The 14,525-nt window shown below is 60.3% G+C and carries 12 protein-coding genes; 7 read left to right on the top strand and 5 right to left on the bottom strand.

Annotation, left to right across the window (positions count from 1 at the left end; all coding sequences use genetic code 11):
• Window positions 1-35: 35 nt before the first annotated feature.
• Both GTP46_RS15750 and folD read right to left on the bottom strand, forming a co-directional pair.
• Window positions 36-2,120 carry a M3 family metallopeptidase gene (locus GTP46_RS15750; RefSeq protein ID WP_161007586.1) on the bottom strand — a complete coding sequence of 695 codons (2,085 nt, stop codon included), beginning with the start codon at window positions 2,118-2,120 and terminating at the stop codon, window positions 36-38.
• Window positions 2,121-2,137: 17 nt separating this feature from the next.
• Window positions 2,138-2,983 (bottom strand): bifunctional methylenetetrahydrofolate dehydrogenase/methenyltetrahydrofolate cyclohydrolase FolD, encoded by an 846-nt coding sequence (folD, locus tag GTP46_RS15745; RefSeq protein WP_161007585.1) that lies wholly within the window; start codon window positions 2,981-2,983, stop codon window positions 2,138-2,140.
• Window positions 2,984-3,214: 231 nt separating this feature from the next.
• Between folD and aceE the strand changes: the two genes are divergently transcribed.
• From aceE to GTP46_RS30360, 5 genes are read left to right on the top strand one after another with little or no spacing between them, the layout of a single operon-like run.
• A complete protein-coding gene (gene aceE / locus GTP46_RS15740) occupies window positions 3,215-5,905 on the top strand; it encodes a pyruvate dehydrogenase (acetyl-transferring), homodimeric type (protein WP_161007584.1) in 2,691 nt (896 codons plus the stop codon).
• A 31-nt stretch (window positions 5,906-5,936) separates the two neighbouring features.
• A complete protein-coding gene (gene aceF / locus GTP46_RS15735) occupies window positions 5,937-7,601 on the top strand; it encodes a dihydrolipoyllysine-residue acetyltransferase (RefSeq protein WP_161007583.1) in 1,665 nt (554 codons plus the stop codon).
• A gap of 9 nt (window positions 7,602-7,610) precedes the next feature.
• On the top strand, window positions 7,611-9,389 hold the full coding sequence (lpdA, locus tag GTP46_RS15730; RefSeq protein ID WP_161007582.1) for a dihydrolipoyl dehydrogenase: 1,779 nt from the start codon (window positions 7,611-7,613) through the stop codon (window positions 9,387-9,389).
• Between the two features lie 57 nt (window positions 9,390-9,446).
• Window positions 9,447-9,776, top strand: coding sequence for a TfoX/Sxy family protein (locus GTP46_RS15725; protein ID WP_161007581.1), 330 nt, complete (start codon window positions 9,447-9,449; stop codon window positions 9,774-9,776).
• Window positions 9,777-9,812: 36 nt separating this feature from the next.
• Entirely contained in the window at window positions 9,813-10,553 is a 741-nt protein-coding gene (locus GTP46_RS30360; protein ID WP_371869673.1) for an MFS transporter, read from the top strand.
• On the opposite strand, the gene GTP46_RS15715 is transcribed toward GTP46_RS30360, so the two are convergent.
• Together GTP46_RS15715 and GTP46_RS15710 are read right to left on the bottom strand one after the other, a co-directional pair.
• Complete coding sequence (locus tag GTP46_RS15715; protein ID WP_161007580.1) at window positions 10,550-11,848, bottom strand: M20/M25/M40 family metallo-hydrolase; 1,299 nt, start codon at window positions 11,846-11,848, stop codon at window positions 10,550-10,552. The two genes, GTP46_RS30360 and GTP46_RS15715, sit on opposite strands and share 4 nt — an antisense overlap.
• Before the next feature lie 40 nt (window positions 11,849-11,888).
• Window positions 11,889-12,308, bottom strand: coding sequence for a PACE efflux transporter (locus GTP46_RS15710; protein ID WP_161007579.1), 420 nt, complete (start codon window positions 12,306-12,308; stop codon window positions 11,889-11,891).
• Between the two features lie 97 nt (window positions 12,309-12,405).
• On the opposite strand from GTP46_RS15710, the gene GTP46_RS15705 reads away from it, so the two are divergent.
• Together GTP46_RS15705 and GTP46_RS15700 are read left to right on the top strand one after the other, a co-directional pair.
• Entirely contained in the window at window positions 12,406-13,314 is a 909-nt protein-coding gene (locus tag GTP46_RS15705) for a LysR family transcriptional regulator (protein ID WP_161007578.1), read from the top strand.
• Window positions 13,315-13,347: 33 nt separating this feature from the next.
• A complete protein-coding gene (locus tag GTP46_RS15700; protein ID WP_161007577.1) occupies window positions 13,348-14,007 on the top strand; it encodes a thiol:disulfide interchange protein DsbA/DsbL in 660 nt (219 codons plus the stop codon).
• Window positions 14,008-14,011: 4 nt separating this feature from the next.
• On the opposite strand, the gene GTP46_RS15695 is transcribed toward GTP46_RS15700, so the two are convergent.
• Window positions 14,012-14,524: a GNAT family N-acetyltransferase gene (locus GTP46_RS15695; RefSeq protein WP_161007576.1), complete on the bottom strand. Its 513-nt coding sequence runs from the start codon at window positions 14,522-14,524 to the stop codon at window positions 14,012-14,014.
• Window position 14,525 lies beyond the last annotated feature (1 nt).

The raw sequence follows: 14,525 nt of genomic DNA, 5'->3' as shown, positions 1-14,525 counted from the left end.
CGTGCGGCCTGGGTTGGGGGAGAGATTGTTAATTGTTACGCGGCCATGCCGCTGTGACGCAGCAGTGCATCGATGCTGGGCTCGCGGCCGCGGAAGGCGGTGAACGATTCCAGCGCCGGACGCGAACCGCCAACCGACAGAATTTCCGCCAGGTAGCGCTTGCCGGTTTCCGACACGGCGGCCGGGCCCAGCTTCTGCGCTTCTTCGAAGGCGGCGTAAGCGTCGGCCGACAATACTTCAGCCCACTTGTAGCTGTAGTAGCCAGCCGCGTAACCGCCGGCGAAGATGTGGCCGAACGAGTTCTGGAAGCGGTTGAACGCAGGCGGAATCACCAGCGAGAATTTGGCGCGTACTTCATCGATCAATTGCTGCACGCTCTTGCCGCTGTTGGCGTCGTAGTCGTAGTGCAGGTGCATGTCGAGCAGCGAGAACTCGACCTGACGCAGGGTCTGCAGGCCGGACTGGTAGTTCTTTGCGGCCAGCATCTTGTCGTACAGCGCGCGTGGCAGCGGCTCGCCGGTGACGGCGTGCGCGGTCATGTGTTCCAGTACTTCCCATTCCCAGCAGAAGTTTTCCATGAATTGCGATGGCAGTTCCACCGCATCCCATTCCACGCCGGAGATGCCGGAGACGCCCAGCTCGTCCACCTGCGTCAGCATGTGGTGCAGGCCGTGGCCGAATTCGTGGAACAGCGTGGTCACTTCATCGTGGGTGAACAGCGCTGGCTTGGCGACGCCGTCCACTACTGCTGGCTCGGTGAAGTTGCAGGTCAGGTAGGCGACTGGCGTTTGCACCTCAGTTGCCCCCCCCTTGGCATCGGCGCGGCGGCCGCGTGCATCGTCCATCCAGGCGCCGCCGCTCTTGCCGGCGCGGGCGTACAGGTCGAGGTAGAACTGGCCGATCAGTTTGCCGTTGCGCTCGATACGGAAGAAGCGCACGTCCTTGTGCCATACCGGTGCGTCGTCGGTTTTGATCTCGACGTTGAACAGGTTCTGGATCAGGCGGAACAGGCCGTCGACCACTTTGTGTTCAGGGAAGTACTGCTTCACTTCCTGTGCCGAGAAGGCGTAGCGGCGCTCTTGCAGTTTCTCCGATGCGTAAGGAATGTCCCACGCTTTCAGATCGTCGATGCCCAGTTCGTCCTTGGCGAAGCTGCGCAGCTCGGCCAGGTCTTTTTCCGCGAACGGACGCGCGCGTTTGGCGAGGTCTTCAAGGAAGGCGATGACTTCTTCCGGCGACTTGGCCATCTTCGGCACCAGCGACACTTCGGCGAAGTTTTGATAGCCGAGCAGCTTGGCTTCTTCATCGCGCAGTTTCAGCAGGGTGACGATGTTCTGGGTGTTGTCCCAGTCTTCCTTCTTGCTGAAGACTTCGCCTTGCTCGGAAGCCTTGGTGGCGTTGGCGTGGTAAATGGTTTCGCGCAGTTCGCGCTTGTCGGCAAATTGCAGGATCGGGTAGTAGGACGGGAAGTGCAGCGAGAATTCCCAGCCTTGTTTTTCGGATTTTTCAGCGGCGGCGCGGGCGGCGGCTTTCACATCGTCGGGCAGGCCAGCGAGGTCGGCTTCATCAGTCACCAGCAGCTTGTAGTCGTTGGTGGCGTCCAGCACGTTTTCCGAGAAGCGCGTGGAGGTCATCGCGTGTTCTTCCTGGATATCGGCGAAGCGAGACTTTTGCGCTTCCGGCAGTTCGGCGCCACCCATGCGGAAATCGCGGATGGCGTTTTCAATGATGCGCTTGCGGGCCGGTGCCAGTGTGTCGAATTCGGCTGAGGCGCGCAGGGCTTTATATTTAGCGAACAGCGCCTCGTTCTGGCCCAGTTCGGTCCAGAACTCGGTCACTTTCGGTTGGTTCTCGTTGTAGACGGCGCGCAGTTCCGGCGTGTCCACCACGTTGTTCAAATGACTGACGATGCCCCATGCGCGGCCCAGCAGCTCGGTGGCGTTTTCCAGCGGCGTGACGAAGCTGTCCCAGCTCACGGCGTCGGATGGTGCTTGCAGCTGTTCCACCAAGGCGCGGTTCTTGACCAGCAGTTCGTCGATGGCCGGCGTGACGTGCTCCGGTTTGATGGCGTCAAAACGCGGCAGGCCGCTGAAGTCGAGCAGGGGATTTTTGTCAGTCATCTTGGTTCCTGTGTTAGTTAGGTGCGCTCGGCTGCTTCCACCGTGTTCATCAACAGCATGGTAATGGTCATCGGGCCCACGCCGCCTGGTACTGGCGTGATGTGCGATGCCACTTCCTTGATGCCGTCGAAGTCCACGTCGCCACACAGCTTGCCTTCGTCGTTACGGTTGATGCCGACGTCGATCACGATCGCGCCCGGTTTCACCATATCAGCAGTCAAGGTGTTACGGCGGCCGGTTGCAGCCACGACTACGTCAGCCTGGCGGGTGTACACGCCAATATCCGGAGTCGCACTATGGCAGATGGTGACGGTGGCGTTGGCTTGCAAGAGCAGCAGCGCCATTGGTTTGCCAACGGTGTTGGAGCGACCGATAACAACAGCATGCTTGCCGCGCAGGTCCACACCGGTGCTTTCGATCAGCTTCATGCAGCCGTACGGGGTGCATGGACGGAAGCCGTCCAGGCCGGTCATCAGCTCGCCGGCGCTCAGCACGGCGTAACCGTCCACGTCCTTCTTAACGGAGATTGCCTCGATAACCTTGTGCGGATCAATATGCTTAGGCAGCGGCATTTGTACCAGGATGCCGTGGATCTTCGGATCGGCGTTCAGCTCGTCGATGCGGGCCAGCAGGGCCGCTTCGCTCAGGTCGGCCGGGTACTGGTCCTTGAGCGAGAAGAAACCCGCATCCTCGCAGGCCTTGACCTTGTTGCGTACATACACATGGCTGGCCGGATCGTCGCCGACAATAATCACAGCCAGGCCCGGCTGTTTGCCTTGGGCGGTGAGGGTGGCAGCACGTGCAGCAATTTCCGCACGCAGTTTTTTGGAGAGGGCGACGCCGTCGATCAGTTGAGCAGACATGATTTACACAGGTTGGTAGAGGAAAGCAGGATTATAAGGCCGGAGGGCGCATCCCGCCTCGTTTTTGGCGTTTCGCGCATGCTGCGCCGCACAAGATTTTCATAGGGTGATTTCATAATATGGAATGCCTTATCGTAATTTGAAAAAGCCTAAATACACTGATAGAATCCTCACACGTCATCGAAGTATTAGTAAATAATCAGCGAACTCTCAACTCAGGAGACTTAATACATGTCAGCTCAACTTGACCAGGTAACGGCCTACACCGACCCTGATTCGCAAGAAACCAAAGAATGGTTGGACGCACTGGCTGCAGTGCTGGAACAAGAGGGCCCTGAACGTGCTCACTACCTGATGGAGCGCCTGATTGACCTGGCTCGCCAGAGCGGTTCCGATATTCCATTCTCCGCTAACACCGCATACGTCAACACCATTCCGCTGGAGCAGGAACAACACTGCCCAGGGAACCTGGAGTACGAAGAGAAGCTGCGCTCGTGGATGCGCTGGAACGCCATGGCGATGGTCGTCAAGGCCAACCGCGTTGACGGCGACCTCGGTGGCCACCTGTCCTCGTTCGCCTCGCTGGCCAACATGCTGGGCATCGGCTTTAACCACTTCTGGAAAGCTCCTAGCGAAAACCACGGCGGCGACCTGCTGTACATCCAGGGCCACTCGTCGCCAGGCGTCTACGCCCGCGCGTTCCTGGAAGGCCGCCTGACCGAAGACCAGCTGCTGCATTTCCGTCGCGAAGTTGACGGTGGCGGCCTGTCGTCGTATCCGCACCCGAAACTGATGCCGAACTTCTGGCAGTTCCCAACCGTGTCCATGGGCCTAGGCCCGCTGATGGCGATCTATCAAGCGCGCTTCCTGAAGTACCTGCACGCCCGCTCGATCGCCGACACCACCGACCGTAAAGTCTGGGCATTCTGCGGCGACGGCGAGATGGACGAACCAGAATCGCTGGGCGCTATCGGCATGGCCGCGCGCGAGAAGCTGGACAACCTGGTTATCGTGGTCAACTGCAACCTGCAACGTCTGGATGGTCCAGTGCGCGGCAACGGCAAGATCATTCAAGAGCTGGAAGGCGAATTCCGTGGCGCCGGCTGGAACGTGGTCAAAGTTATCTGGGGCCCGGGTTGGGACGCCCTGCTGCAAAAGGATAAAGAAGGCATCCTGCGCAAAGTGATGATGGAAACCGTCGATGGCGAATACCAGAACTACAAAGCGAAAGACGGCGCCTACGTGCGTAAGCACTTCTTCGGCAAGCATCCAAAGCTGCTGGAGATGGTCGCCAACATGACCGACGACGACATCTGGCGCCTGACCCGCGGTGGTCACGATCCGCACAAAATCTACGCTGCGTTCAAAGTCGCGCAAGAACACAAAGGCCAACCGACCGTCCTGCTGGTGAAAACCATCAAGGGCTTCGGCATGGGCAAGCACGGCGAAGCACGCAACACCGCGCACAACACCAAAAAGCTGACCGACGAAGCAGTGCGCGAAATGCGCGACCGCTACTCGATCCCTATCCCGGACGACCAACTGGCCGACATCCCGTTCTACAAGCCAGCCGATGACGCGCCTGAGATCAAGTACCTGCACGAACGCCGTGCTGCGCTGGGCGGCTACCTGCCAGCCCGTCGCCAGCAAGCTGACGAAAAACTGACCGTGCCACCGCTGACCGCATTCCAGAACGTACTGGATGCCACCGCAGAAGGCCGTGAAGTATCGTCGACCCAGGCTTACGTGCGTATCCTGACCACGCTGCTGAAGGATGCTAGCGTTGGTCCGCGTATCGTGCCAGTACTGGTCGATGAATCGCGTACCTTCGGTATGGAAGGCCTGTTCCGTCAAGTTGGTATCTTCAACCAGCAAGGCCAGTTGTACGAGCCAGTCGACAAAGACCAGGTGATGTACTACCGCGAAGACAAGGCCGGCCAGATCCTGCAAGAGGGTATCAATGAAGCCGGTGGTATGAGCTCGTGGATCGCTGCTGCGACCTCGTATTCGACCAACAACCGCGTGATGATTCCGTTCTATACCTACTACTCGATGTTTGGTATGCAGCGTATCGGCGACCTGGTATGGGCTGCTGCCGACATGCGCGCTCGCGGCTTCCTGATGGGCGGCACCGCTGGCCGTACCACGCTGAATGGCGAAGGCCTGCAGCACGAAGATGGCCATAGCCACCTGTTCGCAGCTGCTGTGCCGAACTGCATGCCGTACGACCCGACCTTCGGTCACGAAGTGGCAGTGATTATCCAGGACGGTATGCGCCGTATGGTGGAAGACCAGGAAGACGTCTTCTACTACATCACCATCATGAACGAGAACTACGCTCACCCAGGCATCAAGCCAGGCCAGGAAGAGGGCATCCTGAAAGGTATGTACCTGCTGCAGGAAGGTGACAAGAGCGCCAAGCAGCGCGTGCAGCTGATTGGCTCGGGCACCATCCTGCGTGAATCGATCTTCGCCGCTGAACTGCTGAAGAACGACTGGAACATCGCTGCTGATGTATGGTCCGCTCCTTCGCTGACCCTGGTGGCCCGTGATGGCCAGGATGCTGAGCGCTGGAACCTGGTCAACCCAAGCAAAGAGCAACGCGTGCCGTACGTGACGCAGCTGCTGAAGGACACCAGTGGCCCGATCGTCGCGACCACCGACTACATGCGTGCGTTTGCTGAGCAGATCCGTGCCTTCATTCCGAAAGACCGCACCTACCGTGTGCTGGGCACCGATGGTTTCGGCCGTTCGGACAGCCGCGCCAAGCTGCGTGAATTCTTCGAAGTGAACCGCTACTACATCGTGGTCGCTGCGCTGAAATCTCTGTCTGAAGAAGGCAAAGTTGACGTGAAAGTGGTTGAGCAGGCAATCGCCAAGTACAACCTCGATCCGAACAAGCCAAATCCGGTGACCCAATAATCCGCTGAGAAAAAGAAACGGAGCAAACGCTATGAGCATTGTGGAAGTTAAAGTCCCGGATATCGGTGATTTCAAGGAAGTTGAAATCATTGAGCTGATGATTAAAGTCGGCGACACGATCAAAGTAGACCAGTCGCTGATTACCGTTGAATCGGATAAGGCCTCGATGGAAATTCCATCGTCGGCCGCCGGTGTGGTGAAAGAAATCAAAGTGAAGGTCGGCGAGAAGGTCGCTATGGGCTCGCTGGTACTGCTGCTGGAAGCTGACGGCGCTGGCGCTGCTGCCCCTGCTGCACCTGCTGCACCTGCCGCCGCCCCTGCTGCTGCCGCTCCAGCACCTGCTGCTGCACCTGCGTCGGCTCCTGCCGCGGCGCCGGCTGCCGCCGCCGGCCCGGTCGACGTCAAAGTGCCTGACATCGGCGACTTCAAAGAAGTAGAAGTCATCGAAGTGATGGTCAAAGTTGGCGACACCATCAAGGTCGATCAATCGCTGTTGACCGTTGAATCGGACAAGGCCTCGATGGAAATCCCATCGTCGCACGCCGGTGTGGTCAAAGAAGTGAAAGTCAAAGTTGGCGACAAAGTTGCCATGGGCTCGATCGTGTTTGTTGTAGACGCAGTTGATGGCCCAGCCGCAGCACCTGCTGCCGCCGCTCCGGCGCCAGCCGCTGCTCCAGCAGCCGCACCGGCCGCAGCCCCTGCACCAGTTGCTGCACCAGCCGCTGCCCTTGCCTCCCAGGGCTCGGTCCAAACCGGCAAACTGGCCCACGCATCGCCATCGATCCGCAAGTTCGCCCGCGAACTGGGCGTGGATCTGGGTAAAGTGCCAGGCTCCGGTCCTAAAGGCCGTATCACCCAGATCGACATCCAGAACTTCGTCAAAGGTGTGATGGCCGGCACCGTGGCTGCTCCTTCGGGCGCTGCTGGTGGCGCCGTCGGTGGCGGTGGTAACTTCAGTGTGCTGCCATGGCCGTCGCTGGACTTCAGCAAATTCGGCGAAACCGAACTGCTGCCTCTGTCGCGCATCAAGAAGATCTCCGGTCCTAACCTGCACCGCAACTGGGTGCAGATCCCACACGTCACGCAATTCGACGACGCCGATATCACCGACCTGGAAGCCTTCCGCGTTGAATCCAACGCCGCTACCGCCAAGAACAAGGACGCCACCAAGCTCACCATGCTGGCATTCGTGATCAAGGCATCGGTTGCCGCGCTGAAGAAATTCCCGACCTTTAACTCGTCGCTGGACGCGAAGGGCGAGAACCTGATCCTGAAGAAGTACTACAACATCGGCTTCGCTGCTGATACGCCGAACGGCCTGGTAGTCCCAGTGATCAAAAACGCCGACCAGAAATCGGTTACGCAGATCGCTAAAGAGATGACCGACCTGTCGCTGCAAGCTCGCGAAGGCAAGCTGAAACCGACCGACATGCAAGGCGCGACCTTCACCATCTCGTCGCTGGGCGGTATCGGTGGCACGCACTTCACGCCGATCGTGAATGCGCCGGAAGTGGCGATCCTGGGCTTGTCCAAGGCGTCGATCAAGCCGGTGTGGGATGGCAAAGCGTTCCAGCCACGCCTGATGATGGGCACCTCGCTGTCCTACGACCACCGCGTGGTCGATGGCGCGATGGGCGCGCGCTTCTCCGTGTACCTGAGCGAAGTGCTCGGCGACATGCGTAAAATTCTGCTGTAAGGAGCCACTATGAGCACAGAAGTAAAAGTGCCGAATATCGGCGACTTCGCAGAGGTAGAAGTTATTGAGTTGATGGTCAAGGTAGGCGATACGGTTGCGGTTGACCAGTCGCTGATCACCGTGGAATCGGACAAGGCCAGCATGGAAGTGCCTTCGTCGCACGCCGGCGTCGTGAAAGAACTGCGCGTCAAGGTGGGCGACAAGGTCAAGGAAGGTTCGATCATGTTGGTGGTCGAAGCTTCCGCTGGCGCTGCTGCTGCGGCACCTGCTCCTGCTGCGGCTCCTGCGGCGGCTCCTGCCGCCGCAGCGCCAGCGCCGGCCGCACCAATCGTCGCACCAGCCGGTAGCAGCTACACCGGCCAGGTTGACGTTGAATGCGACATGATGGTTCTGGGCGGCGGTCCTGGCGGCTACTCGGCTGCCTTCCGCGCTGCGGACCTGGGCATGAACACTGTGATCGTCGAACGTTACGAAACGCTGGGCGGCGTGTGCCTGAACGTGGGTTGCATCCCATCGAAAGCACTGCTGCACGTGGCATCCGTGATCGACGAAACCTCGCACATGTCCAACACCGGCGTGACCTTCACCAAGCCGACTATCGACATCGACCAGGTACGCAAGTACAAGGAAGGCGTTATCAAGAACATGACCGGTGGTCTGGCCGGTATGGCCAAAGCACGCAAGACCCAAGTGGTTGTTGGCGTCGGCCAGTTCCTGAGCGCGAACCACATCGAAGTCACTGCTAAAGACGGCACCAAGAAGGTGGTGCAGTTCAAGCAGGCCATCATCGCTGCTGGTTCGGCGGTCGTGAAGCTGCCTTTCGTGCCGGAAGATCCACGTATCGTCGATTCGACCGGCGCGCTGGAACTGCGTCAGATCCCGAAACGCATGCTGGTGATCGGCGGCGGCATCATCGGCCTGGAAATGGCCACCGTGTATTCCACCTTCGGCGCGCGCATCGACGTGGTCGAAATGATGGACGGCTTGATGCAAGGCGCGGACCGCGATGCAGTTAAAGTCTGGCAGAAGTACAACGAAGCCCGCTTCGACAACATCATGACCAAGACCAAAACCGTTGGCGTTGAAGCGCTGCCGGAAGGGATCAAGGTCACGTTCGAAGCTGCGGAAGCCGGTGCTACTGCACCTGCACCGCAAGTCTACGACCTGGTACTGGTGGCCGTGGGCCGCAGCCCGAACGGCAAGAAGCTGGCCGCCGACAAGGCTGGTGTGGCAGTGAGCGATCGCGGCTTCATTCCGGTCGACAGCCAGATGCGCACCAACGTGCCTAACATCTTCGCCATCGGTGACCTGGTGGGGCAGCCTATGCTGGCGCACAAGGCCGTGCACGAAGGCCACGTCGCTGCGGAAGCGGCAGCAGGCCAAAAGTCGCACTTCGACGTGAAGGTGATTCCATCGGTGGCTTACACCGATCCGGAGGTGGCATGGGCCGGCATTACCGAAGATGAAGCGAAAGCCAAGGGCATCAAGGTCGAGAAGGGCCTCTTCCCTTGGGCAGCGAGCGGCCGCGCCGTGGCCAATGGCCGCGCCGAAGGCTTCACCAAGCTGCTGTTCGACGCTGAGACCCACCGCATCATCGGCGGCACCATCGTCGGCACCCACGCTGGCGACATGATCGGCGAGATCGCACTGGCGATCGAGATGGGCTGCGACGGCACCGACATCGGCAAAACCATCCACCCGCACCCTACGCTGGGCGAGTCGATTGGTATGGCGGCGGAAGTGTACGAAGGCGTCTGCACCGACCTGCCTCCACCGCGCAAGCGCTAAGCTGCAGTATCATGAAAGCCGGGACTTGTTCCCGGCTTTTTTTATTGGGAGACGCGCATGGCCGCCAACGCGGAATTTGTCAGCTACATCAAAGAACAGCTTGCGCCACTTGGCTTCCTGAGTTCCGGGAGCTTTTTTGGCGGTCAGGCGATCAACTACCACGGCCACCAGTTCGCGTGGGTGATCGGCAGCACCCTCTATCTGCGCGTCAACGATATCACCCGCCCCGACTTCGAAGCCGCCGGCGCCCAACCCTTCAAGTACAACACGAAGAAGGGCAAAATCACCGTCCGCAAGTTCTACACCGCCCCCGAATTCCTGCTCGACGATCCCGAGCAATTGCTGTCATGGTCGCGCCGCGCCATCGAAGCTACCAGCGAATCTTAAACACGCCGGCAAAAATCATTTTTTGTAAAAAAGACGGTGAATAACGACCTCCCCGACGCGCAACTCAGCCGCCTGTATCGCAAGATCAGCTGGCGCTTGCTGCCGTTGCTGATGCTGGCCTATCTGGTGTCGTATCTGGACCGGGTCAACATCGGCTACGCCAAGCTGCAGATGCTGTCCGCGCTGCAGTTCAGCGATGCGGTGTATGGCCTTGGCGCTGGTATCTTCTTTGTCGGGTACTTTCTGTGCGAGGTGCCGAGCAATCTGCTGCTGGAGAAGATCGGCGCGCGCAAGACCATGTTGCGCATCATGGTGCTATGGGGTGCGGTGGCAGCGGGGATGATGGCGGTTAAGACGCCAACGCAGTTCTATTTTATGCGCTTCCTGCTTGGCATGTTTGAGGCGGGCTTCTTCCCTGGCGTGGCGCTGTTCCTGCATCTGGACGACAAGCCGGATCAGGCGCGCTGGCTGAATGTAGTAGAACGGGAATTGCTGCGCGCCGACATGGCGGTTGGCTGGTCGGACAAGGCGCGGCCTAAGGTCAGCGTGTGGGCCATGCTGAAGTCACAGGTGGTGTACGGCTACGCGATGATTAACTTCCTGATGATCGGCGCGACGTATGCACTGTTGTTCTGGGTGCCTTCGCTGGTCGGCATGTGCATCGCGACGGTGGGTGTGGCGTCGACTACGCCGCTGTTCATCACGGCGGCCACCGAGGCGCTGCCACGCTACCTGTCGGCGGCCTTGCTGCTGGCCGTGTCGCGCCGCAGGGATTAACGCGTCAGGCGATACAGCATGATCGCCGTGCGGATGGTGGCGCGTTCGATGGACGCGATCTCCAGATCCTCATCCGGCGAGTGGGCGCCGTTGCCGACGGCGCCCAATCCATCCAGGCTATCCAGCAGCGGTGCGACGAACTGCACGTCGCCCGCGCCGCGCTGGCCCGGCGGCAGTGCAGGGATCTCGCCCAGTCCTGCATCCTTGCTGGCTTGTGAGTAGACCTTCAGCACCGCGAGGTTGCCGTCGGTCGGCGACATCGGCGGATACGCATCGTGGAAGGTGATGCTGGCGCTGGTGCCCGGCAGGTTCTGCGACGCGATGGACTTCATCTTGGCATGCACGCGGTCGCGCTGTTCGTAACTCAGGTAGCGCAAATCGCCTTCGACGGTAGCGGTGCGCGAAATCACATTGTCCTTGCCGGCCGCTTGACCGGTGGTGCCAAGCGCGTTGGTGCTGGCGTCCGTGCCGCCGACAATCAGGCCCGGGCTGTAGGTCAGGTCAGGTTCGCGCAGCTGCTGGCGGAAGGCGTCGAGAATGCGCGCCGTTTCGTAGATTGCGCCATAGCCTGCGCCTTCGGTGAAGATGCCGCTGGAGTGGCCTTGCTTGCCGCTCACCTTCAACTGCCACGACGACGAAGCGCGGCGGCCGATGGTGCCGGTGTCCTTGCCGTCCTTGTTGCGCACCGTGCCTTCGAAGGCAAGGGCGATGTCGCTGTGTTTTGCGGCGTTCACCATATCGGCGCGCGAGACCTCGATAGGCTCGCCGGCATTTTCCTCATCGCCGCTGAACACCACCGTGATGTTGGTGTTATCCAAAGCGCCGACGCGATGCAGGGCGCGCAGCGCTTCGATGATAATCACATCGCCGCCCTTCATATCGTTGACGCCCTGGCCGCGCACGCGGTCACCATTGCGCTGCCACAGCTGCACCTGGCTATCTTTTTCAAACACCGTATCGAGATGGCCGATCAGCAGCAGGCGCTTGCCCTGCTTGCCCTCGCGCGTGGCGATCAGGTGGCCGGCGCGCTGCATGGTGGCCGGCATGGAAGACCAGCGCGTCTTGAATCCCAGCGACAGGAACTGCTCATCAAACAGTCTGCCCACCGCGCGCACGCCGTCATGGTTCATGGTGCCGCTGTTGATGTTGACCGAGCGTTCCAGCAGCTGCAAGCCTTGCGCCGAATGCGCCTTCACCTCGGCGACGATTTTTTGCTCGGCGGGCGAGAGTCCCTCGGCGCGCGCAGCGCCCAACATCAAACCCAGCACTGCAAACGCGAACGGTTTCAACTTCATGCGACATTCCCCTGTTGGATGGTATGTCGCCGATTCTAGCTTATCCCTGCGCCGATGCGGGCAGGCCGAACACGCGGTCGAAGGCGAGGCTGAAGATGTAGGTGTAGACCATGAAGAACAGCAGCAGGCCAATATCCAGCACCAGCGCTTCCCATAGCGTGATGTTGAGCCACCATGCGAACAGCGGCACCAGTACCAGCACCAAGCCGCCTTCGAAACCGATGGCGTGGACGGCGCGGCGTTTCCAGCTGCGGCCGCGCGTGACCTGGCGCGCTTCCCATGTTTCGAACAACGAGTTGAAGATGAAGTTCCAGATGATGGCGAGACCTGACGAAGCAACGGCTGCGGCGCCGGCATGGCCTGCGTCCTGGCCGCTGAATATCAGGATGCTGCTGGTCAGGCCAATGGCGATCAGTTCGAATAGGGAGACGTAGACAACTTTGCGTTTCAGGCCTTGCATGGTATTTCCTTTTTTCTTAACAACGAACGGCATGATAGGGAATTTTTCCTGATAACTAAAGTCAGCTGCTTTCAGTTTTTCTGATAGCATGAGGCGCATGGCTTTCTCATCTGACAATGTGGCAATTTTCCTGGCGGTGCTGGATCACGGCTCCTTCTCGGCTGCGGCGCGCGCGCTGGGCCGCGTGCCGTCGGCGGTCAGCATGGCGATTGCGAACTTGGAGGCGGAGCTGGACCTGACGCTTTTCGAGCGCAGTTCGCGCGACGTGCGGCCCACCGAATCGGCGCGCGCGCTGGAGGCCGACGCGCGCCAGATGGCAGGACAGCTACGCCGTTTGCAGGCACACGCACTGGCGCTGCATCAAGGGCTGGAGCAGCGCTTGACGCTGGCGATTGCGCCGGAGCTGCTGTCGGCGCAATGGAGCGATCCGCTGGCACGGCTAGCGGAAGAATTCCCATCGCTGGAAGTGGAGGCGCTGTCCGCGCCGCAAGCCGAAGCGCTGCGTATGCTGCACGATGGCGTAGCGCAGCTGGCGCTGGTCTACGAACGTCCCAGCGTGAATGACCGTGAGAGCTTTCAGGAGCTGGGCAGCGAAGTGCTGGTGCCGGTGATCTCGCCGCGCCACAAGCTGGCGTTGGAACGGAAGGACGGCATTCGTTTGGAGGACCTGGTCGACCTGCGCCAGATCGCCATCTTCAGCCGCGACATGGAGGCCGACCAGCGCGTGCTCATCTCGCGCAAGCTGTGGCGCACCGATAGCCATCTGGCGACACTCAGCCTGGTACGCGCCGGTGTGGGCTGGGCTTATCTGCCGCTGCGGCAAGTGGCGCCATTGCTGGAGCGCGGCGAATTACTGCGCATCGGCTTCGCGCACATGAGCAATGAGTTGCGGCTGTGGGTGGATGTGGTGTGGCTCAATGACCGGCCGCTGGGCCTCGGCGCCAAACGCCTGATCGCGCTGATGCAGGATATCGCCGGTCTTGAGGCGCATCCACCGCCGAAGTGATACCCTGTTATTTTCGCCCTGAAGAGGATCACCATGCGTTTGTTGAAGACTGCCTTGCTGGTGGCCGGCCTGTGCGCCGCTACCGCATTTGCCTCGCCCACCGCGCCGCGCAACGGCGCCGAGTACACCACCCTGAAAACGCCGCAGCCAGTGCAGGTGCAGGGCAAGAAGGTCGAAGTGATCGAATTCTTCATGTACCACTGCCCGGCGTGCTACGCGCTGGAACCGGCCATGCTGGAGTGGGTGAAGAAGCAGGGCGATAGTATCAGCTTCCGCCGCATCCACTTGCCGCTGACGGGTGAGAACGATCCGGAAGCGCATATGTTCCTGACGCTGGAAGCGATGAAGCTGGAAGAGCAGCTGCACGCCAAAATCCTGACGACCTGGCACGTTGAACGCCGCCGCCTGAAGAGCGATGCGGATAATATCGACTGGGCGGTGAAGAATGGCGTCGACAAGGACAAGTTCACCGCGACCTACAACTCGTTCTCGGTGATGACGCGTCTGAAGGGTGCAGGCCGCGTGGCCGCAACCTATGAGGTGACCAGCACGCCGACGCTGATCGTGGCTGGCCGCTACCTGACCAATCCGTCGATGGTCGACGCCAGCAATCCCGGCATCGCGCGTCCGCAACTGGGCGCAGCCACGCTGCAGGTGCTGGATGTGCTGGTTGCCCAGGCACGCGGCCAATAAGTCCTTACAAACGGCACTGGTAAAGGTGCGAGATGTGCGCAACGCCGTGCATTTGCACCACTTGCGGCGGCGCCAGCGCGTCGCGAGTGAAGCCGCATTTGTCCATCACGCGTTTTGATCCGGCGTTTTGATCTGAAATCCATGCGTTCAGCAGGCGCAGGCCGTATTGCGTGCGCGCCAGCTGTTGTAAGTGGGCCAGCGAGCTGCTGGCCAATCCCTTGCGTGCCTCGCTGTGGGCGATGCGGTAACCGACTTCGCCGCTGCCGGCCACGCGGTCGATGCGGCGCAAGTTGGCGCGGCCGATGATGCGCGCACCGTCGTCGCTGGTCAGCACGCATGGGTGCATGACGCCAGCGGCGTAGCTGTCGAGATAATCCGCAATATGCGCAGCCGCGCCGGCCTCAGAATAAAAGGCTGGATTGCGCGCTTCCACATGCTGCTCGAACCACGCGCGATTTTCCGTTTCGAACGCCAGCAGGCGTTCCACGTCGTCGGCCTGCAGCGTGCGGATGAGCATT

This window comes from Duganella flavida (assembly GCF_009857445.1).
GTDB classification, from domain to species: domain Bacteria; phylum Pseudomonadota; class Gammaproteobacteria; order Burkholderiales; family Burkholderiaceae_D; genus Rugamonas; species Rugamonas flavida.
Note: the sequence above shows the minus strand (reverse complement) of the source record. Positions and strands in the feature narration are given on the sequence as shown.